This window comes from Marivita geojedonensis, from assembly GCF_002115805.1.
Lineage (GTDB): Bacteria > Pseudomonadota > Alphaproteobacteria > Rhodobacterales > Rhodobacteraceae > Marivita > Marivita geojedonensis.
The window spans coordinates 54,845-72,565 of the sequence record NZ_JFKC01000007.1 but is presented as its reverse complement, the minus strand read 5'-3'; the positions used below and the strand labels follow the sequence as shown (position 1 = coordinate 72,565).

The window sequence follows — 17,721 nt, the reverse complement described above, 5'->3', positions numbered from 1 at the left end:
GTCAGTTCCTCAGTTCAGGATAAACTCGGTCACCAGAAGGTTTTTCGCCTTGCCCAGACCCACCACCATCACGACTCTGCGAAACAGGTGCAGCCGGATTTTGTAGAGTGCCCCCGCGCCTTCGATATCCTCGGCGGTCAGGGCGCGCAGATAGCCATTCATTGCGTCCTGTATCCGCGGCAGCAGGAATTCCACATCGCCCTGATATTCGCGTGGCACCTCGATCTGCGCACTGAAGCGAAGATGCTCATTCTGGGCTCCGGGCGGCAGCGTGACGATCAGTGTCGGTACCGTGACAAATGCAACATCCGGTCGGGCCGCCACAGGGTCATGTTCGACGGCATCTTCAGAGGATGCACTGTCTCCAAGGGGGATCACGCCGCTCGCTATGCCGAAATATCCAAGCCCCGCACCGAGAAGGCCCAGCACAACAGAGAGAATCAACGTGAGTTTCGAGCCTTTCGCCCTGGGTTCATCGAGATCGGTATCTGTCGCCTCAGCCGTGGTCATAGTGCGCCCATCGTTGACTTCGTGGACGCTGTTTTAAGGCGCAGGCACTAACCGATTGTTAACGCGAACCGGCAATAAGGGACGTCATAAACGAAACAGAACGTTTTGGTTCGGAGGATATCGGTGCAGCACATCCTGCCTGTCTGGCGCAGACTGACTACAACCCGCAAAGCCATCGTCATCGGATCGACGCTGGCAATCTTCATCGCTGTTCTTGGAATGTCGCGTCTGCTGACACAGCCGCGCATGACACTGCTGTATTCCGGTCTTGAGCCTGCCGCAGCAGGTGAGGTTGTGCAGGCGTTGCAGCAGAAAGGGATCGCGTTCGAAGTGCGCGGAACCTCGGTTCTTGTACCAGAGTCGTCGCGTGACCAGCTGCGCCTGACGCTTGCGAGCGAAGGGCTGCCTGCAAGCGCCGGGCAGGGGTACGAGCTTTTGGATTCGCTGACCGGGTTCGGCACAACATCACAGATGTTCGACGCTGCCTATCTGCGCGCAAAAGAGGAAGAACTGGCCCGGACGATCGTATCGTCACCCGAGATCGTATCCGCTCGTGTGCATATCGCGACTGGGAGCGACAACCCGTTTCGGCGCGATCTTGCGCCAAGCGCTTCGGTCCACGTCACTGCCCGCTCCGGTGCCATCGACCGCGCGAAAGCACAGGCGATCCGCCACTCGGTTGCGTCTGCCGTCGCGGGTTTGCTTCCAGAGAACGTTTCTTTGGTCGATGCCCATGCGGGTTTGCTGACAGATGAAGGTGACGCGATGTCCTCTTCCACTGATCGGGACCGATCCGATCTGCTTCGGGAACGCGTGCTGCGCCTGCTGGAGGCGCGCGTCGGACGTGGCAATGCGGTGGTCGAAGTCAGTATCGATTCCGTCACGGACACCGAATCCATCACGGAGCGGCGATTTGATCCGGACAGCCGGTTCGTGATCAGCTCCGACAGCGAGGAGCGGACGGATCAATCCGAAAATGGTGGTTCTGGTGCGGTGACGGTCGCTTCCAACCTTCCCGACGGTGATGCCAACTCCAGCGAAACTGAGACACGACAAAGCTCGGAGCTGCGTGAGCGGTTAAACTACGAAGTATCGCAAACCACGCGCGAGATCATTCGTGCTCCAGGTGCGATCAGACGGCTGACCGTCGCTGTTCTTGTCAATGGACGAACAGAAACCGATGCGCAGGGCGCCGAAATATTTGTGCCGGTTCCGGACGAAGACCTCGCGGCGCTGCAGGACCTCGTGGAATCAGCGGTTGGCTTTGATGAAGCGCGAGGCGATGTCATCACGCTGAAGTCGCTGCCTTTCGAACCACTTGAGGTTTTGGGTTCAGAGCCAACGGAACAGCCATGGTTCAACGGGCCTCTGAATCCGATGACCCTGATCCAGATTGCCGTCCTGACATTCGTTGTTCTGATACTTGGCCTTTTCGTCGTCCGACCCCTTCTGGCCCCTTCGCGGCAGACACAGTTGCTGGCGGCTCCGTCTTCAGGAGAGGTTGGCGGCAATAGCACCGATCTTCCAGTGCTGAACGGAACAATCGAACCTGAGGATGCCGCGTCCACTCTGCCCGTTCTTGCGGAGGCGGCGCGCACGTCTGACCTTCCGGCGCCTGAGGATGCCGTTGCCCGCCTGAAAACGCTGATAGAGGAACGGCGCAGCGAAACGGTTGAAGTGTTGCGCAGCTGGCTTGATGAGCCGCAGGCCGGTGACGCGCGATGACCACGCTCGCCTCATTTCTTGAAGATTTCGGCTCACCGACTGCAGTTACCGGTCATGCGGTCGTGTCGGACGATGTTCTGGAATCGGAGCGGTTGGAAGCCTTTGACAAGGGATACCGGGCAGGCTGGGACGATGCGATAAAGGCGAAATCGGAAGAAGGCGCCCTGATTGTCGATGGGTTCGCCCAAAACCTGCAGGATCTGGCATTTACCTACCACGAGGTTCACGCGCAGGTCCTGTCGAACCTGACACCGCTGTTTGACGAAATCCTACAGAAGATTCTCCCGTCCGTCGCACGGGACACGCTTGGAGCGCATATATCCGATCAGCTGTCAAAGATTGCACGGGATATGGGGACCGTTCAGATCGATGTTGGGGTCGCACCCGGTGCAGGCAGCCAAGTGTCCGACCTTGTTGCTGCGGCGGCGAGCAGCCTTCCGATTTCGGTGCATGAAGACCCGACCGTTGGGGAGGCGCAGGCTGAACTTCGGCTGGGCGGAAAAGAAATCTTGGTCGATCTGGCCGATGTCGTCGAACAGATCACCCAAGCCGTTCACGCGGTTCTTTATGACATGACGGAGGTGCGGGGACATGGGTAGTGCAACCGATACGCTGGACCAGAAAAACCCGGACGCGGCATTCACGACCGTACCGATCGAAATCACGGTTGCCGTCGGGCGCGCTCGTCCGCTTGTCCGGGACCTTCTGCAATTGGAGGAAGGCTCTGTTCTGGTGTTGGACAAGCGGGTGGAAGATCCGGTCGAGCTCTTAGTCGGCGACCACCTGATTGGAACTGGTATTCTGGAAATCGCAGAGTCGGGTGAACAGCACGGGCAATTGTCGGTCCGGCTGATCGATGTGAACGATTTTGGCAAATCCGGCGGCTAGACCATGATGCCTCCTGTTGTCGTCGCAATCGGCTTCGCCTTACTCAGCGCCAGCCCGGCGGAGGCACAGAGTCTGTCTCTGGACTTCGGAAGCGGTGGGTCAGTGACGGCGACCACGCTCCAACTGATCGCGCTGCTCACGGTTCTGAGCATCGCGCCCGGAATCGTCATAACGGTCACCTGCTTTCCCTTCATCATCACCGTCCTGTCCATCCTGCGACAGGCGATCGGCCTTCAGCAATCACCGCCCAATATGCTGATTGTCAGCATCGGGTTGTTCCTGACCTTTTTTGTGATGGAGCCGGTTTTGCTCGACTCGTGGAGCAGGGGGATAGCCCCCTTGTTGAATGAGGAGATCGGGACGGAAGAAGCTTTCGTCCGCGGGTTTCAGCCCTTCCGTGTGTTCATGGCCGCGCAGGTGGATCCGGACACGTTCGCCACCATGGCGCGCATCCGAAGCGACCTTGATCTGACCGAAGCAACCCCCGATACGCCGCTGTCGATCCTGATCTCGACCTTTCTGCTGTCTGAGCTTGCGCGCGCCTTTCAGGTGGGCTTCCTGATCTTCCTGCCGTTTCTGATCATTGACCTTGTCGTGGCGGCAGTGCTGATGTCGATGGGGATGATGATGGTGCCGCCCGCCATCGTTTCACTGCCGTTCAAGCTGGCGTTCTTTGTAGTTGCAAATGGCTGGTCGCTGGTCGCGGAAAGCCTGGTACGATCCTACCAGTAAGCCTAACGGCAGAACGAACCGCTGCGATACCGTGCGGTATCGAAGTGGAAGTGGTCCTTGTGGAACCGGTCGGAATCGGGGCCAAGAACGGTTCCGAAAATCCCGCAGGCGCGCTGATGCATTTTTCGCAGGATGGCTCCCGTACCGCGTTGATCCCACCCCTGCAGCAAGGTGATCTCGGATCCGTCCCGAAGTCTGAAGCCAGAGATGTCGATGGCCCGGCCCTTGCCATGTTCGCTGACCTTTGCACCGGGCTGGTTGTTCCGGGTGCGGCACGCGTAATGGGCCGCGACCTTGATTTGCGTGACGCCGCCACCGGTATTGCCGATTGCAGGCTTCATCCCCTTGTCCACCCACTGTTTGAGTGCCTTGGCGGTGGGACAATCCATTACGGCTTGCTGGCTCAGGTTCACGCCCGATACCGCGCGCACCCGTACCCCGTCCTTGATCCCACAGGCCGAGAGGCGGCCCGGTACAAATCCGATCACCTCTCCCTGAATACCCGGATCACCGCAGACGGCCCCGCGCGCCCGTTCGCGTCGCTGTGCCATGGCTTTGCGGACCAGGGAGTCCGGTCGCAGACTCGGGCGGGCCGACACTCCGGTCGCCTGTGGCGACAGGGCTGCAAATGCCCTTTCCCGGGCCGGGACAATGTCGGTGGGATCGCCACGATAGTTGGGGTCGTTTTCGCGTTGGAACTGTTGGGCCAGCAGGCTGACCAGCGCAGTCTCAAGTACCTCGGGCCTTGCCTGCGGGCGCACTTTCGGGAGATCGGCTTCGACTGAAGTTGTCAGTGTATCGGGTGTGTTGCGGGCCATTGGTCTGAGAGATGTCTCGGGCGCGGCCGCAGTCTGTCCTGCGACGAACCAGAGAGCACACACCAAAACACAGATACCCCGCATCGTCCTGCCTTACCGAGACCGCCCGAAATTCGGCGCTGCCGTATCCTGCCCTGCCTCGATAATCCCGCGCCGGATCGCCCGTGTTCGCGTGAAATAGTCGTGCAGGAGCTCTCCGTCACCCTGCCGGATGGCACGTTGCAAGGCAAAGAGTTCTTCCGTGAAGCGGCCGAGAATTTCCAGCGTCGCCTCTTTGTTGGTCAGAAACACATCCCGCCACATGGTCGGATCAGAGGCGGCAATGCGCGTGAAATCTCGAAACCCGGCAGCAGAGTATTTGATCACTTCGCTGTCCGTCACACGGCGTAGATCGTCCGCCACGCCTACCATGGTGTAGGCGATAAGGTGGGGACAATGGGATGTGACCGCAAGCACCAGATCATGGTGGTCTGGGTCCATCACGTCGATATGCGACCCGAGAGCTTTCCAGTAATTGCCCAACTGATCGACCGCGCCCTGGTCACTGCCTTCTGACGGAACGATCAGGCACCAGCGGTTGTCGAACAGGGTGGCGAAACCGGACTCAGGACCCGAGTGCTCGGTCCCTGCGAGCGGGTGCGCAGGCACGAAATGGACGGTGTCCGGCACATGGGGCGCCACGTCCTCAATCACCTGCTTCTTGACCGACCCGACATCGGTGAGTGTCGCGCCGGGTTTCAGATGCGGTCCGATCTCCTGAGCAACCTGACCCATTGCTCCGACGGGTACAGCAAGGACAACGAGATCAGCGTCTTTTACAGCTTCAATCGCCGTGTCGCACACCGTATCGCACAGGCCGATGCGGCGGGCCGTGTCCCGGGTTTCAGCGCTGCGCGCGTATCCGGCAACATGACCCGCAACACCGTTGCGTTTCATCGCCCAGAACATCGAAGACGCGATCAGGCCCAGTCCGATCAGAGCAACGCGATCGTAGATCTGTGTCATCGCGCGCCCGCCTTGAACTGCCCGATGGCGTGCGCCACCCGGCGGCAGCTGGCCTCGTCACCGACGGTGATCCGCAGCGCGAAGGGCAGGTTGTAAGAGCCGACCTGCCGGACAATAAGTCCCTGTTTCTGCAGATAGAGGTTGCAGGCTTCGGCTTCTGCCTCGTCCGTGAATCGGGCAAGGATGAAATTCGCCATCGATGTGTCCGAGGGTACGCCATGTTCGGCCAAGGCCTCCGCCAGCCATGCGCGCAGGCGGGTGTTTTCGAGGCGACACTTTTCAACGTAAGCGGTGTCGCGGACAGCGACTTCGGCCGCGGCCAATGCGGTGCCCGACAGGTTGAACGGGCCGCGAATCCGGTTGAGTACGTCGATCACCTCTTGCGGGCCATAGCCCCAGCCGATGCGCAGACCTCCAAGGCCGTATATCTTGGAGAAGGTGCGTGTCATCACGACGTTGTCGCGCGCCTGAACAAGGCCCGCGCCTCCGTCATACCCATCGACGAATTCGGCATAGGCCCCGTCCAGAACCAGAAGTGTCTGCGAGGGAAGGTTTTCCGCAAGGCGTTCGACCTCGGCCAATCCAATCATCGTGCCGGTCGGGTTGTTCGGGTTGGCGATGAACACCAGCTTGGTCCTGTCCGTGCATGCAGCAAGGATCGCATCGACATCGGTCACCCGTTCGTGTTCGGGTACCTCGACCGGAGTAGCGCCCGCCGCGAGTGCGCAGATTTTGTAAAGCGCGAAGCCGTGTTCTGTGTGGATCACCTCGTCGCCCGGCCCGGCATAGGCCTGGCACAGGAACGTGATGATTTCGTCCGATCCGACACCGCAGATGATCTGATCGGCGTTCAGACCATGCACTTCGGCAATTGCGTTGCGCAGGGCAGCGTGATCGGTCGATGGATAGCGATGGAGTTCCAGAACAGACCGGCGCACCGCTTCCTGAGCAGCCGGGCTGGGCCCGAACGGGTTTTCGTTCGAGCTGAGTTTCACCACGTTCGACACGCCGTCGACATGCGATTTGCCGCCGACATACAGCGCAATATCCATGATCCCAGGCTGGGGGGTGATTTTTGTCATCTGAGCCTCCGCTATGGCACAGGGTTTAGCGGCGGGAACGGGCAAGGGAAAGCGACAAACCACCCCAGTCTGAAGCGGGTTCAGGACTGTGACGAAGAGACGATGCCCGTGAGGAGGGCATCGTAGAGATCGGGTGGTCCCTTAAAGGCGTCTCCACGCGGTAAGTCGACAGCGGTCACGTCGGGCGCTGATCGCAACTCTGGCGACATGTCCTCTTCCAAAGACAGAAAGCTGAAGCGCGTGTCCGGACCAAAGACGTCTGTGCCAAGGGCCTTGATTGTGGCGTATCGCTCTGCGGTCAGTTGGAAGTCTTCCCAGGGCGTCACGTTGTCGACCGTGTCGGGCAGGTTTGGCTGAATGTTGGACCAGACAAGATGTGTGCGCCCTGAGCGGTCGGGGGGCAGAAAGGGTGCAGCCTGATGGACGACCTTGCTGATCAGGGCGTCAATCTGGCCGGGTTCAGAAAAACGTCGGGCAACGTCCTGTTCGTGAAAGAAGCAAACACCCGGAAGCTCACGATTGAAGATCAGCACGTCCCATTCGACATGATAGAGCGCCGGATCACGCAGGACGTGCTCCAGAGCCTCGTCGCGCGCGAGGCGCAGAACGGTTTCCGTTCCGATCAGCGAGGTTATGTTCCAGTCGAAGAACGACTTGATGAACCGGGTGTCCGTACCGGTGTGTCGTTCCTGATAGAAGTCGAACTGGAAGCGGTTGATGCAGCTTGACCCGATGGTCAGGATGCGGGGCGCGGAGCCGCTCATTTCCGTTGTATCACCTATTCGCCATAGGTCGGATGAAACCGACCGGCGGGGGATGGCGTGAAGATCTCGCAGCCATCTGAAGTAATTCCGATGGAATGTTCGAACTGAGCCGACAGCGACTTGTCCCGTGTGACTGCTGTCCAGTCATCGGCCAGAACCTTTGTTTCCGGGCGACCGAGGTTCACCATCGGTTCGATGGTGAAGAACATGCCTTCCTCAAGTCGGGGGCCGGTTCCGGGACGTCCATAATGCAGCACGTTGGGCGGCGCATGAAACACACGGCCAAGACCGTGCCCACAGAAATCCCGGACAACGGACATGCGGTTGGCTTCGACAAAGCTCTGGATCGCATGACCGATGTCACCAAAGGTGTTGCCGGGGCGCGCGGCCTCGATGCCTTTGAAAAGGGCATCGTGTGTCACCTGAATCAGGCGTTCGGCTTTGCGGCTCAGTTTGCCCGCAACATACATCCTGCTTGTATCGCCAAACCAGCCATCGACAATCACGGTCACATCGACATTCAGGATGTCCCCATCCTTGAGCTTTTTGTCTCCGGGAATGCCGTGGCAGACCACGTGATTCACGCTGATGCAGCTGGCGTGCTGATAACCCTTGTACCCGATGGTGGCCGAGGTTGCCCCGGCTTCTTCGACGCTGTTGCGGATGAAATCGTCAATGGCGCCGGTGGTCTGACCGACGAACACATGATCGGCAACTTCATCCAGAATGCGCGCAGCCAGTTCCCCGGCTTTGCGCATGCCGGCGAAATCAGAGGCGTCATGTATCCGGATGCCTTCTCGTGTCAGGCGTCCGTCAGCGGAATTGTTCACAACCGAACTCCAATAGGTCTTTCCCGGTTTTTAGTCCCGATTACGCATGTTTACCAGTAGGGCGACATTACTTCACACCCGGCGCGATCATCGGGATCGGCTTTCCAAGGCGTATTGCCTCGGGCGTGATCCGACAGTCCAGCGCAAGCGTCTCCACTCCGGAAGATGCTGCATCGGTCCACGCGGCGACATAGGTGGGGTCGATATCGCGTGCAAGCGTCATGCGATCACAATCGGTGCGCTGAACGAGATAGAGCATTACCGCCCGATGTCCCTGCTGGACCATGTTCGACAGTTCCTGCAGGTGTTTCGTGCCCCTTGCTGTCACGCTGTCGGGGAATTCTGCAAGCCCGGTCTGCCGTGACAGGGTCACTGATTTCACTTCCACATAGGTGTCGCGCTTGTCCTGTCCTGTTAGCAGAAAGTCGATCCTGCTGTTTTCTCCGTATCGCACCTCTGCTCTCAGTGAGGAAAAGTCGGTCAGCCCCGGCACTTCCCGCGCCTCAAGTGCGGCGCGCAACATCCGGTTCGGGACACCGGTATCGACCCCGGTGAAATGCCCGCCTGTGTGTTCCACAAGCCGCCAACGGAATTTCAGCTTCTTCTTCGGGTCGTCATTGGGCTCGAGCCAGACGCGCATCCCCGGTTCCGCGAGCCCCATCATCGACCCCGGGTTGGCGCAATGCGCTGTTACCTCCTGCCCATCGACAAGAGTCACGTCCGCCAGAAAGCGTTTGTACCTCCGGATGAGAACACCCGGAACAAGGGGGGTTTGAAAGCGCATGACCCCCGCCTATACCTGTGAAAAAGCGGGATCAAGGAGACTGCACATGCCCAATCCAACGGCAGCCATGCTGGTGATCGGGGACGAAATCCTGTCAGGCCGCACGCGCGATGCCAACATGCATCATCTGGCGCAGGAACTGACCAAGGTGGGCATCAACCTGCGCGAAGTGCGGATCGTGAGTGATGACCGCGATGCCATTGTCTCGGCATTGAACGATCTGCGCGCGGCCCATGACACCGTCATCACGTCAGGCGGCATCGGGCCCACCCACGACGACATAACCGCGGATTGCGTGGCGGCAGCCTTTGGAGTGCATGTCGATGTGCGCGACGATGCAGCGGCTTTGTTGCAGGCGCATTACGACAGCCGCGGGATGGAGTTCAACGATGCCCGCAAGCGTATGGCCCGCATCCCCGATGGCGCGACCCTGATCGAGAACCCGGTCTCCATCGCCCCCGGTTTCACCATCGGGAATGTGCATGTCATGGCCGGTGTCCCATCGGTGTTCCAGGCGATGGTCGCAAGCGTGATCCCAACTCTGACGGGGGGCGCGCCGATCCTGTCCCAGACCCTCCGCGTGGATCGGGGTGAGGGCGACATCGCCGGTCCTTTGGGACGAATCGCGGAAGAGTTTCCGGATCTGTCCATTGGCTCCTATCCGTTTCAGCAGAACGGGGCTTACGGATCGAATATCGTTGTGCGGGGAAGCGACGGCGTGCAGGTGGATCACGCGATGGCGCGTCTTGCAGAACTGTTCACGGCATGACACCGACGGTCCAGACGCTCTATGCGGTGACCGAGGCCACGTGGCCTTCGGCAGACCGGATGCCTGCCGGACCATGGACGCTGCGCAACGGAGCCGGAGGCGGCAAACGTGTGAGCGCGGCAACCGCAGAGGGCGACTGGACGGATGATGATCTGACTGCTGCCGAAACCGCCATGCGGATGCTGGGGCAGTCGCCTCTGTTCATGATTCGCGAAGGTGAAGAAGCACTGGATTCCGCACTTGAAACGCATGGGTACGAGGTCATCGATCCGGTGAACCTTTGGCTCTGCCCCATCGACGCACTGACCGATGTTCCCGTGCCACGCGTTACCGCATTTGCCATCTGGGAACCGCTGGCCATCATGCGTGACCTTTGGGCGGCGGGTGGCATCGGACCTGAGCGGATCGCAGTCATGGAGCGCGCTGAGGTGCCGAAGACGGGCATTCTCGGCAGGATTTCAGACAAACCGGCGGGTACGGCCTATTGTGCGATTTCCGACAGGATTGCGATGGTGCACGCGCTCGAAATCGCCAGGTCGCATCGCCGCAAAGGTATGGGGGTCTGGCTCATGCGGCAGGCCGCGCATTGGGCCAAGGCCAATGGCGCAGACTGGATGAGCGTTCTGTGCACGCAGGCAAACGACGCGGCCAATGGCCTCTATGCTTCCCTCGGAATGCAGGTTGTGGGACAGTACCACTACCGCATCCTGCCAAACACAAGCGACACTGAATGACCAAAGAAACTCTTCCCACGGCACTCAACCTGCCGATGGCCGATCCGCTGCCACCAGAGACGCAGAAGTATTTTGACGTCTGCCAGGACAAGCTGGGCATGATTCCGAACGTCCTCAAAGCGTATGCCTTCGACATCGACAAACTGAACGTATTTACCGCGATGTATAATGACCTGATGCTGGCGGGCAGCGGTCTGAGCAAGCTGGAACGCGAGATGATCGCGGTGGTGGTCAGTTCGATCAACAAGTGTTTCTACTGCCTGACGGCGCATGGCGCTGCGGTGCGCGAATTGTCTGGCGATCCCAAACTGGGCGAGATGCTGGTGATGAACTGGCGCGTTGCTGATCTGCCGCACCGCCACCGGGCAATGCTGGCCTTCGCCGAAAAGGTCACAAAAACAAGCGCGGAGGTGGCTGAGTTCGACCGAGAGGCGCTGCGCGATGCGGGCTTCAGTGACCGTGATATCTGGGACATTGTCAATGTCGCCGCCTTCTTCAACATGACCAACCGCGTGGCCAGCGCCACGGATATGCGGCCCAACGATGAGTATCACGCGCAGGCGCGCTGAATTTTTCGGTCTGTGCCTTGCCGGCTGTCTGGCGGCAGGCCCCGCCGCTGCGCTTGAACTGGCGCTTCCCTCCGGTGCGCGCGAAACCGTGTCCCGCGAAACGCCGGCCGGCGCGTATGATCTGCCAATTGCGGCTTGGTCCTCGGAAACGGGGGTTCCTGTGGCAAGCCTCGACGGAGAGGTTCTGCGGAAGGCGTGGCGCATGTCCGGTGCCGGCATCACCACCGGGCAGGTGCTTGGCCGTTTGCGTGAACAGCTGTTGGAAAATGGCTTCGACATCATTTTCGAATGTGCGGCCCGAAGCTGCGGCGGGTTCGATTTCCGGTTTGGAATCGAAGTGCTGCGTGCGCCAAACATGTATGTCGATCTTTCCGACTACAGGTTTCTGTCGGCGAAATCTTCCGATGCCACGCAAGCGTTGAGTCTGCTTGTCAGCCGTGACGGAGACACCGTGTTCGTGCAACTGATCGAGGTCGGACCACCCGGCCGTCCGGCCGTCACGGTTTCGCAGGCACCGTCCGTGTCCGTGCCTGCGGATGCCGGTGATGTGATTGCACGGCTGGAACAGGTCGGACATGTCGTTCTGGCCGATCTCGAATTTGCCAGCGGTTCGGCATCGCTTGGCGATGGCCCGGTGCAGTCTCTGGATGCCGTCGTGTCTTACCTGACGGAAAACCCGACCCGCCGAATTACATTTGTGGGCCACACAGACGCCACCGGGTCGCTTGAGGCCAACGTGGCCCTGTCACGGCGAAGGGCAGAGGCTGCGATGAGCTATGTCACATCACGGGGCGTTGCGTCATCGCAGGTCGCTGCGGACGGCGTCGGCTTCCTGTCTCCCCGCGCGACCAACCTTACTGCCGAAGGACGGGAGGCCAACCGCCGGGTCGAGGCTGTGCTGATTTCAGTGGAGTAAAGAAAAGGCCGGGTTCTGACCCGACCTTTTCCTAAATTGCGGATTGCAGTCCCGTCAGACAGGCAGCTTGGCCTTGCGCAGATAGGGCAGCACGGTTTCGATCTGCCCGTATTTGGCAATCGCATCCGCATCGCTGACTGCCATGGGCACGATCACGTCCTGACCGACGGTCCAATTCGCCGGGGTCGCCACGTTCTCGCGCGCGGAGGTCTGCAACGCATCCAGCGCGCGAAGTACCTCGGCAAAGTTGCGGCCCACGGTCATCGGGTATGTCATGGACAGCTTCAGCTTCTTGTCCTGACCGACGATGAAGACGACCCGTACGGTTGCACTGTCTGCCGGGGTGCGGCCATCGGGCAGCACGTATTCTGCCGGGAGCATGTCGAACGCCTTGGCAACGGTCAGGTCTTCATCGGCGATGATCGGAAAGCCCGCCTTGGAGCCCGAGGTCGCCTCAATATCGCCCTTCCATTTCTTGTGATCCTCCACACCATCGACGGAAATACCCATCACCTTGGTGCCGCGCTTTTCCCATTCGTCCGCCAGCTGTGCGACCGCGCCGAATTCGGTCGTGCAGACAGGTGTGAAGTCCTTCGGATGCGAAAACAGGATTGCCCAGCTGTCGCCGATCCAATCGTGCAGAGTGATCTTACCCTGATCCGTTTCCACGGTCAGGTTCGGGATTTCATCATTGATACGCAGGCCCATGCTTGCCTCCTTGGGTGAGTTCGAAGTCAGGTTCGTACATAGGCAGCCGCCCCGTGACTTGCACCCCCTTGCGGGGGTCGATTTGGGGTGACACAGTGTCGTCTGCAACGCTCTGAGGGGAGACAATCAGATGATCGAGAAACGCCAATTCTACATCAATGGAGCATGGGTCGATCCCATCGAAGGGCGCGATTATCATGTCATTGATCCATCCACCGAAGACCCCTGTGCGGTGATCTCGCTGGGAGGGCAGGCCGACACCGATGCTGCTGTGGCCGCAGCCAAGGATGCGTTCCCGTCCTGGATGGCAACACCGCCAGCCGAACGCATCGCACTGGTGGAAAAACTGCTCGAGATCTACCAGTCGCGTGGCGAAGAAATGGCCCAGGCCATGAGCCTCGAGATGGGTGCTCCGATCGACATGTCGCTTGCGAGCCAGGTCGGTGCGGGAACATGGCACCTGCAAAACTTCATCGACGCGGCAAAGTCGTTCGAATTCGACCGCCCGCTGAATGACCACAGCCCCAAGGACCGGATCATCTACGAAGCCGTTGGCGTCTGTGCTCTGATCACGCCGTGGAACTGGCCAATGAACCAGGTCACGCTCAAGGTCGGCGCGGCCGCGATTGCCGGTTGTACGATGGTTCTGAAACCGTCAGAGGAAAGCCCGCTCAACGCGATGCTGTTCGCCGAAATGATGCACGAGGCCGGGTTCCCGCCAGGTGTTTTCAACCTTGTGAACGGAGATGGTGTCGGCGTCGGCAGCCAGCTTTCCGCACATCCCGATGTGGATATGGTCAGCTTCACCGGCTCCAGCCGTGCAGGCAAGCTGATCTCAAAAGCCGCAGCAGACACGCTCAAGAGGGTCCATCTGGAACTCGGCGGCAAGGGTGCCAACCTGATCTTCGCCGATGCCGATGAAAAGGCCGTCAAGCGCAGCGTGCTGCACATGATGCAGAACACCGGCCAGTCCTGTAATGCGCCATCCCGTATGATGGTCGAAGCGTCGATCTACGATCGCGTCGTCGAGGAAGCAGGCGAGATCGCTGCCAAGGTCAGCGTCGGCCCGGCCTCTGCCGAAGGCCGCCATATCGGCCCGGTGGTGAACGCGACCCAGTGGCAGAAAATTCAGGATCTGATTCAGAAAGGCATCGACGAAGGCGCCCGCCTTGTGACTGGCGGCACCGGCCGTCCCGACGGTCTGAACAAGGGCTTCTACGTGCGCCCGACCGTCTTCGCAGACGTGACCAACGACATGACCATCGCGCGCGAGGAAATCTTCGGTCCGGTCCTGTCGATCATGAAGTTCGAGACCGAGGAAGAAGCGGTGCAGGTCGCCAATGACACGGTCTATGGTCTGACCAACTATGTCCAAAGCCAGGACGGCGCGCGCTGCAACCGTCTGGCGCGTCAACTGCGCTCGGGCATGGTGGAAATGAACGGTGAAAGCCGCTCGGCCGGGTCGCCCTTCGGTGGCATGAAGCAGTCCGGAAACGGGCGCGAAGGCGGTGTCTGGGGGATCGAGGATTTCCTTGAAGTCAAAGCCGTCTCTGGCTGGGCGGCCGAATAAAAGTGACGTGGGGCAGGGGGCACAGGTCCCCTGCTTCTTCTTTTTCCAAATATGCAAAATCGCGCAGCCAAAGCCTGCGCGTGTTTAATGCGGCAGCGTCCGTCACGCCTTAAAATGGCGCTGCCACTCGAAACTTCACACCTTCCCCGCCATCCGGGTGCCGCAGCCGCAGTTCTTCGGCATGCAGCATCATCCGGGGATAATGATCCGCCGTTTCGGGCGCATAAAGCGGATCGCCCAGGATCGGATGGCCCAGAGCCAGCATATGCACCCGAAGCTGGTGGCTCCGCCCGGTCTGTGGAAACAGCTTCACCCGGCTTTCAGCATCTGACGCCTTCATCACCCGCCAGTCCGTGACTGCCGGTTTGCCGGTCTCATGATCGACCTTCTGCAAAGGCCGGTTCGGCCAATCCACGATCAGCGGCAAGTCCACCGTGCCGGTCTTCGGCTCCAGTCGTCCAGAAACGCGCGCAAGATAGGACTTCTTTGTCTGCCGTTTCTCGAATTGCAGCCCCAGATGGCGCTGGGCGTGGGGCGTCAGGCCAAACACCATCACACCGGATGTGTCCCGGTCCAGTCGGTGCACCAGAAGCACCTGAGGATACACCGCCTCGAGCCGCGCGATCAGGCAATCGGCAAGGTTCGGTCCTTTTCCTGGGACCGACAGCAATCCCGCAGGTTTGTTGACGACGAGGATCTCATGGTCTTCGTGCAGGATGTCGAGAGGTGTATCGGGAGGGGTGTAACCGGTCATCCGCACCGTCTACGCAGCACAGCGGTTTTGGGCAAGGCTCAGGATTTTCGTACGAAAATCCTGCCGCCGCAGAAACTTCGTACGAAGTTTCTGTTACGCCTTCACCCGTGCCGCCGTTGGATCGTACATAGGCTTCAGCGACGCCTCCGCTTTCACCCGTGTACCGGCCACGTCGATCTCATAGGTGGACGCAAGGACCTGCTCTGGGCTTTCCCCGGCGCAAGGCACGTATCCCATGCCGACAGCGCCGCCCAGATGGTGACCGTAAGCGCCGGAACTCAGATAGCCCGCGATTTCGCCGTCCCGCAGGATCGGTTCGTGGTGATAGAGCAGGGGTTCCGGGTCTGTCAGGCAGAACTGCACCATGCGGGTTTGCAAACCGCCCTCGCGCTTTTTCAGCACCGCATCTCGTCCGATGAAATCGGGTTTCGCAGTTTTCACCGCAAAGCCCAGACCAGCCTCCAGAACGTGGTCCTCGCAGGTGATGTCGTGGCCGAAATGCCGGAACGCCTTTTCGATCCGGCAGGTGTCCATCGCGTGCATCCCGCAAAGCGTCAGCCCGTGATCCTGTCCCGCCTCCCAGAGCGTTTCGAACACATGCCCCGCCTGATCGGCTGAGACGTAGATCTCCCACCCCAGCTCCCCGACATAGGACACCCGATGCACCCGCGCGGTGCCAAGCCCGATCTCGATCTCTTGGGCCGTGCCGAAGGGGTTTGCGTCGTTCGAGAAATCATCGGGCGACACCGCCTGCATGATGTTCCGCGCGTTCGGACCCATGACCGCCAGCACAGCTTCGCCTGCGGTGACATCGGTGATGACCATGCGTCGGTCACCCGCATGGCGCTGCAGCCAGGCCTGATCGGCGGCGCGTGTCGCCGCTGGGGTTATGACCAAATAGCAGGTCTCGGACAGTCGTGTGACGGTCACATCCGCCTCAATCCCGCCTCGTGTGTTCAGGAATTGCGTATAGACGATCTTGCCCACCGGAACCGACATATCAGCCCCGCAGACATGGTTCAGGAACGCCTCGGCATCCGGCCCTTCGACCCGCAGTTTGCCGAAGGAGGACATGTCGTACATGCCCACATTTTCGCGGATCGCTTTGTGTTCGCGCGCCACATTGTCGAAGAAATTCTGCCGCTTCCAGCTATAGGCATATTCCGGTGTCTGACCCTCGGTCGCGTACCAGTTGGCACGTTCCCATCCGGCGATTTCACCCATGACGGCACCCTGTGCGAGAAGGTGCTGGTGGAACGGCGTCCGCCGCACACCGCGTGCGGTGGCTTTCTGCCGGTAAGGGTAATGGTCCGCGTAGAGCAGGCCCAGTGTTTCCGTCACCCGCTCCTTCAGATAGCGCCGATTGCGCTGGAACGGTTGCGCACGGGCGATGTCCACATCGCCCAGATCGAATGGTTTGGCCCCGTCCTCCATCCACTGCGCCAGGGCCATGCCCGCACCACCCGCCGACTGGATGCCGATGGAGTTGAACCCGGCCGCCACCCAGACATTGTCCATCTCGCGCGCCTGTCCAAGGTAATAGGCGTTGTCGGGGGTAAAGCTTTCGGGACCGTTGAAGAATGTGTGAATCCCCGCCTCGGCCAGCATCGGCATCCGGTTCACCGCCGCTTCGAGTATGGGTTCGAAATGGTCAAAATCCTCGGGCAGTTGGTCGAACTCGAAGCTTTCGGAAATGCCGTTCATGCCCCAGGGCTTCGACTTCGGCTCGAATGCGCCCAGCATCATCTTGCCGGCGTCTTCCTTGTAATAAGCGCATTCATCCGGCACCCGCAGCACCGGCAGGGCTTCCAACCCCGCGATGGGTTCAGAGACGATATAGAAATGCTCACAGGCATGCAGAGGCACGTTGACCCCCAGCATCCGCCCAACCTCGCGCCCCCACATACCGGCACAGTTCACCACGTGATCGCAGGTGATGGTGCCGCTGCTGCCATCCTCGGACGCCCAGTCGACCGAGGCGATCCGCCGCCCGTCGCGATTGACACCCGTTGCCTTGGTCCGCTCAAAAATCTGCGCCCCGCGCTGCCGCGCACCCTTGGCCATCGCCAACGCGATATTGGCCGGATCGCCCTGTCCGTCGCTTGGCAGATACACGCCGCCAACCACATCACTGGTGTTAAGATGTTGGTATTTGTTCTTGATTTCCGCCGTGTCGATTTCCTCGACCGGAACGCCAAAAGCCCGCGCCATTGCCGCAGTCCGGCGCAACTCCTCGTGGCGTTCCTTGGTCAGGGCGACCGAAATGGACCCAACCTTGCGGAACCCGGTGGCGACGCCGGTTTCCTCTTCGATGGTCGAGTAAAGATCAGCGGTGTATTTCGCCAGCTTCGTCATGTTCGACGAGGCCCGCAACTGCCCGATCAATCCCGCCGCATGCCATGTCGTGCCGGATGTCAGCTGCCTGCGCTCCAGCAGCACCACATCCGTCCAGCCCAGCTTGGTCAGGTGATAGGCGACGGAACAGCCAACAACACCGCCGCCGATGATGACGGCGCGGGCATGTGTGGGGACGCTCATGACGGAACTCCTGAATGGGTCATGC

General features: G+C 60.2%; 19 protein-coding genes. 9 read left to right on the top strand and 10 right to left on the bottom strand.

The genetic code is table 11. The annotated features are described in order from the left end of the window. Positions 1–9: 9 nt before the first annotated feature. Positions 10–510, bottom strand: a complete 501-nt coding sequence (locus tag MGEO_RS09815) for a flagellar basal body-associated FliL family protein (protein ID WP_085636607.1) — start codon at positions 508–510, stop codon at positions 10–12. A 123-nt stretch (positions 511–633) separates the two neighbouring features. On the opposite strand from MGEO_RS09815, the gene fliF reads away from it, so the two are divergent. The 4 genes from fliF to fliP are packed head-to-tail and all read left to right on the top strand — an operon-like array spanning position 634 to position 3,855. Continuing rightward, the gene (fliF, locus tag MGEO_RS09810) at positions 634–2,235 is read left to right on the top strand and encodes a flagellar basal-body MS-ring/collar protein FliF (RefSeq protein ID WP_085636605.1); all 1,602 of its coding nucleotides are present in this window, start codon (positions 634–636) and stop codon (positions 2,233–2,235) included. Then, the gene (locus tag MGEO_RS09805) at positions 2,232–2,834 is read left to right on the top strand and encodes a FliH/SctL family protein (protein WP_085636603.1); all 603 of its coding nucleotides are present in this window, start codon (positions 2,232–2,234) and stop codon (positions 2,832–2,834) included. Before fliF ends, MGEO_RS09805 begins: the two co-directional genes overlap by 4 nt. Continuing rightward, on the top strand, positions 2,827–3,123 hold the full coding sequence (locus MGEO_RS09800; protein WP_085636601.1) for a FliM/FliN family flagellar motor switch protein: 297 nt from the start codon (positions 2,827–2,829) through the stop codon (positions 3,121–3,123). Before MGEO_RS09805 ends, MGEO_RS09800 begins: the two co-directional genes overlap by 8 nt. A 6-nt stretch (positions 3,124–3,129) precedes the next feature. Next, complete coding sequence (gene fliP / locus MGEO_RS09795) at positions 3,130–3,855, top strand: flagellar type III secretion system pore protein FliP (protein WP_085636805.1); 726 nt, start codon at positions 3,130–3,132, stop codon at positions 3,853–3,855. A gap of 2 nt (positions 3,856–3,857) precedes the next feature. On the opposite strand, the gene MGEO_RS09790 is transcribed toward fliP, so the two are convergent. The 6 genes from MGEO_RS09790 to sfsA form a co-directional block, all read right to left on the bottom strand. Continuing rightward, positions 3,858–4,673, bottom strand: a complete 816-nt coding sequence (locus tag MGEO_RS09790; protein ID WP_233139801.1) for an extensin-like domain-containing protein — start codon at positions 4,671–4,673, stop codon at positions 3,858–3,860. Positions 4,674–4,766: 93 nt separating this feature from the next. Beyond that, on the bottom strand, positions 4,767–5,678 hold the full coding sequence (locus MGEO_RS09785; protein WP_085636597.1) for a prephenate/arogenate dehydrogenase family protein: 912 nt from the start codon (positions 5,676–5,678) through the stop codon (positions 4,767–4,769). After that, complete coding sequence (gene hisC, locus MGEO_RS09780) at positions 5,675–6,760, bottom strand: histidinol-phosphate transaminase (RefSeq protein ID WP_085636595.1); 1,086 nt, start codon at positions 6,758–6,760, stop codon at positions 5,675–5,677. The genes MGEO_RS09785 and hisC overlap by 4 nt, the downstream gene beginning before the upstream one ends. Positions 6,761–6,840: 80 nt before the next feature. Then, positions 6,841–7,524, bottom strand: coding sequence for a hypothetical protein (locus MGEO_RS09775; protein ID WP_085636593.1), 684 nt, complete (start codon positions 7,522–7,524; stop codon positions 6,841–6,843). Positions 7,525–7,538: 14 nt separating this feature from the next. After that, on the bottom strand, positions 7,539–8,354 hold the full coding sequence (gene map / locus MGEO_RS09770; protein WP_085636591.1) for a type I methionyl aminopeptidase: 816 nt from the start codon (positions 8,352–8,354) through the stop codon (positions 7,539–7,541). A gap of 67 nt (positions 8,355–8,421) precedes the next feature. Further along, positions 8,422–9,138: a DNA/RNA nuclease SfsA gene (gene sfsA, locus MGEO_RS09765; protein WP_085636589.1), complete on the bottom strand. Its 717-nt coding sequence runs from the start codon at positions 9,136–9,138 to the stop codon at positions 8,422–8,424. A 46-nt stretch (positions 9,139–9,184) separates the two neighbouring features. Here sfsA and MGEO_RS09760 point away from each other — a divergent pair, with 46 nt between their 5' ends. The 4 genes from MGEO_RS09760 to MGEO_RS09745 are packed head-to-tail and all read left to right on the top strand — an operon-like array spanning position 9,185 to position 12,126. Next, complete coding sequence (locus tag MGEO_RS09760) at positions 9,185–9,907, top strand: competence/damage-inducible protein A (RefSeq protein ID WP_085636587.1); 723 nt, start codon at positions 9,185–9,187, stop codon at positions 9,905–9,907. After that, a complete protein-coding gene (locus MGEO_RS09755) occupies positions 9,904–10,641 on the top strand; it encodes a GNAT family N-acetyltransferase (protein WP_085636585.1) in 738 nt (245 codons plus the stop codon). Before MGEO_RS09760 ends, MGEO_RS09755 begins: the two co-directional genes overlap by 4 nt. Continuing rightward, positions 10,638–11,210 (top strand): peroxidase-related enzyme, encoded by a 573-nt coding sequence (locus MGEO_RS09750; RefSeq protein WP_085636581.1) that lies wholly within the window; start codon positions 10,638–10,640, stop codon positions 11,208–11,210. Before MGEO_RS09755 ends, MGEO_RS09750 begins: the two co-directional genes overlap by 4 nt. Next, complete coding sequence (locus tag MGEO_RS09745; RefSeq protein ID WP_085636579.1) at positions 11,185–12,126, top strand: OmpA family protein; 942 nt, start codon at positions 11,185–11,187, stop codon at positions 12,124–12,126. The genes MGEO_RS09750 and MGEO_RS09745 overlap by 26 nt, the downstream gene beginning before the upstream one ends. Positions 12,127–12,180: 54 nt before the next feature. On the opposite strand, the gene MGEO_RS09740 is transcribed toward MGEO_RS09745, so the two are convergent. After that, positions 12,181–12,834 (bottom strand): peroxiredoxin, encoded by a 654-nt coding sequence (locus MGEO_RS09740; protein WP_085636577.1) that lies wholly within the window; start codon positions 12,832–12,834, stop codon positions 12,181–12,183. 130 nt (positions 12,835–12,964) lie between these two features. Between MGEO_RS09740 and MGEO_RS09735 the strand changes: the two genes are divergently transcribed. Beyond that, positions 12,965–14,404, top strand: a complete 1,440-nt coding sequence (locus MGEO_RS09735) for an aldehyde dehydrogenase family protein (protein ID WP_085636575.1) — start codon at positions 12,965–12,967, stop codon at positions 14,402–14,404. A 109-nt stretch (positions 14,405–14,513) separates the two neighbouring features. Here the strand turns inward: MGEO_RS09735 and MGEO_RS09730 are convergent, their stop codons facing one another. Together MGEO_RS09730 and MGEO_RS09725 are read right to left on the bottom strand one after the other, a co-directional pair. Next, on the bottom strand, positions 14,514–15,158 hold the full coding sequence (locus MGEO_RS09730; protein ID WP_085636573.1) for an RluA family pseudouridine synthase: 645 nt from the start codon (positions 15,156–15,158) through the stop codon (positions 14,514–14,516). 93 nt (positions 15,159–15,251) lie between these two features. Further along, positions 15,252–17,696 carry a GcvT family protein gene (locus tag MGEO_RS09725; RefSeq protein WP_085636571.1) on the bottom strand — a complete coding sequence of 815 codons (2,445 nt, stop codon included), beginning with the start codon at positions 17,694–17,696 and terminating at the stop codon, positions 15,252–15,254. Positions 17,697–17,721: the final 25 nt, after the last annotated feature.

Coding starts and splice junctions, on each gene's coding strand:
- MGEO_RS09815 (WP_085636607.1), bottom strand. CDS start 510: ATGACCACGGCTGAGGCGACAGATACCGATCTCGATGAACCCAGGGCG.
- MGEO_RS09805 (WP_085636603.1), top strand. CDS start 2,232: ATGACCACGCTCGCCTCATTTCTTGAAGATTTCGGCTCACCGACTGCA.
- MGEO_RS09800 (WP_085636601.1), top strand. CDS start 2,827: ATGGGTAGTGCAACCGATACGCTGGACCAGAAAAACCCGGACGCGGCA.
- fliP (WP_085636805.1), top strand. CDS start 3,130: ATGCCTCCTGTTGTCGTCGCAATCGGCTTCGCCTTACTCAGCGCCAGC.
- MGEO_RS09790 (WP_233139801.1), bottom strand. CDS start 4,673: ATGGCCCGCAACACACCCGATACACTGACAACTTCAGTCGAAGCCGAT.
- MGEO_RS09785 (WP_085636597.1), bottom strand. CDS start 5,678: ATGACACAGATCTACGATCGCGTTGCTCTGATCGGACTGGGCCTGATC.
- hisC (WP_085636595.1), bottom strand. CDS start 6,760: ATGACAAAAATCACCCCCCAGCCTGGGATCATGGATATTGCGCTGTAT.
- MGEO_RS09775 (WP_085636593.1), bottom strand. CDS start 7,524: ATGAGCGGCTCCGCGCCCCGCATCCTGACCATCGGGTCAAGCTGCATC.
- sfsA (WP_085636589.1), bottom strand. CDS start 9,138: ATGCGCTTTCAAACCCCCCTTGTTCCGGGTGTTCTCATCCGGAGGTAC.
- MGEO_RS09760 (WP_085636587.1), top strand. CDS start 9,185: ATGCCCAATCCAACGGCAGCCATGCTGGTGATCGGGGACGAAATCCTG.
- MGEO_RS09755 (WP_085636585.1), top strand. CDS start 9,904: ATGACACCGACGGTCCAGACGCTCTATGCGGTGACCGAGGCCACGTGG.
- MGEO_RS09750 (WP_085636581.1), top strand. CDS start 10,638: ATGACCAAAGAAACTCTTCCCACGGCACTCAACCTGCCGATGGCCGAT.
- MGEO_RS09745 (WP_085636579.1), top strand. CDS start 11,185: ATGAGTATCACGCGCAGGCGCGCTGAATTTTTCGGTCTGTGCCTTGCC.
- MGEO_RS09740 (WP_085636577.1), bottom strand. CDS start 12,834: ATGGGCCTGCGTATCAATGATGAAATCCCGAACCTGACCGTGGAAACG.
- MGEO_RS09735 (WP_085636575.1), top strand. CDS start 12,965: ATGATCGAGAAACGCCAATTCTACATCAATGGAGCATGGGTCGATCCC.
- MGEO_RS09730 (WP_085636573.1), bottom strand. CDS start 15,158: ATGACCGGTTACACCCCTCCCGATACACCTCTCGACATCCTGCACGAA.
- MGEO_RS09725 (WP_085636571.1), bottom strand. CDS start 17,696: ATGAGCGTCCCCACACATGCCCGCGCCGTCATCATCGGCGGCGGTGTT.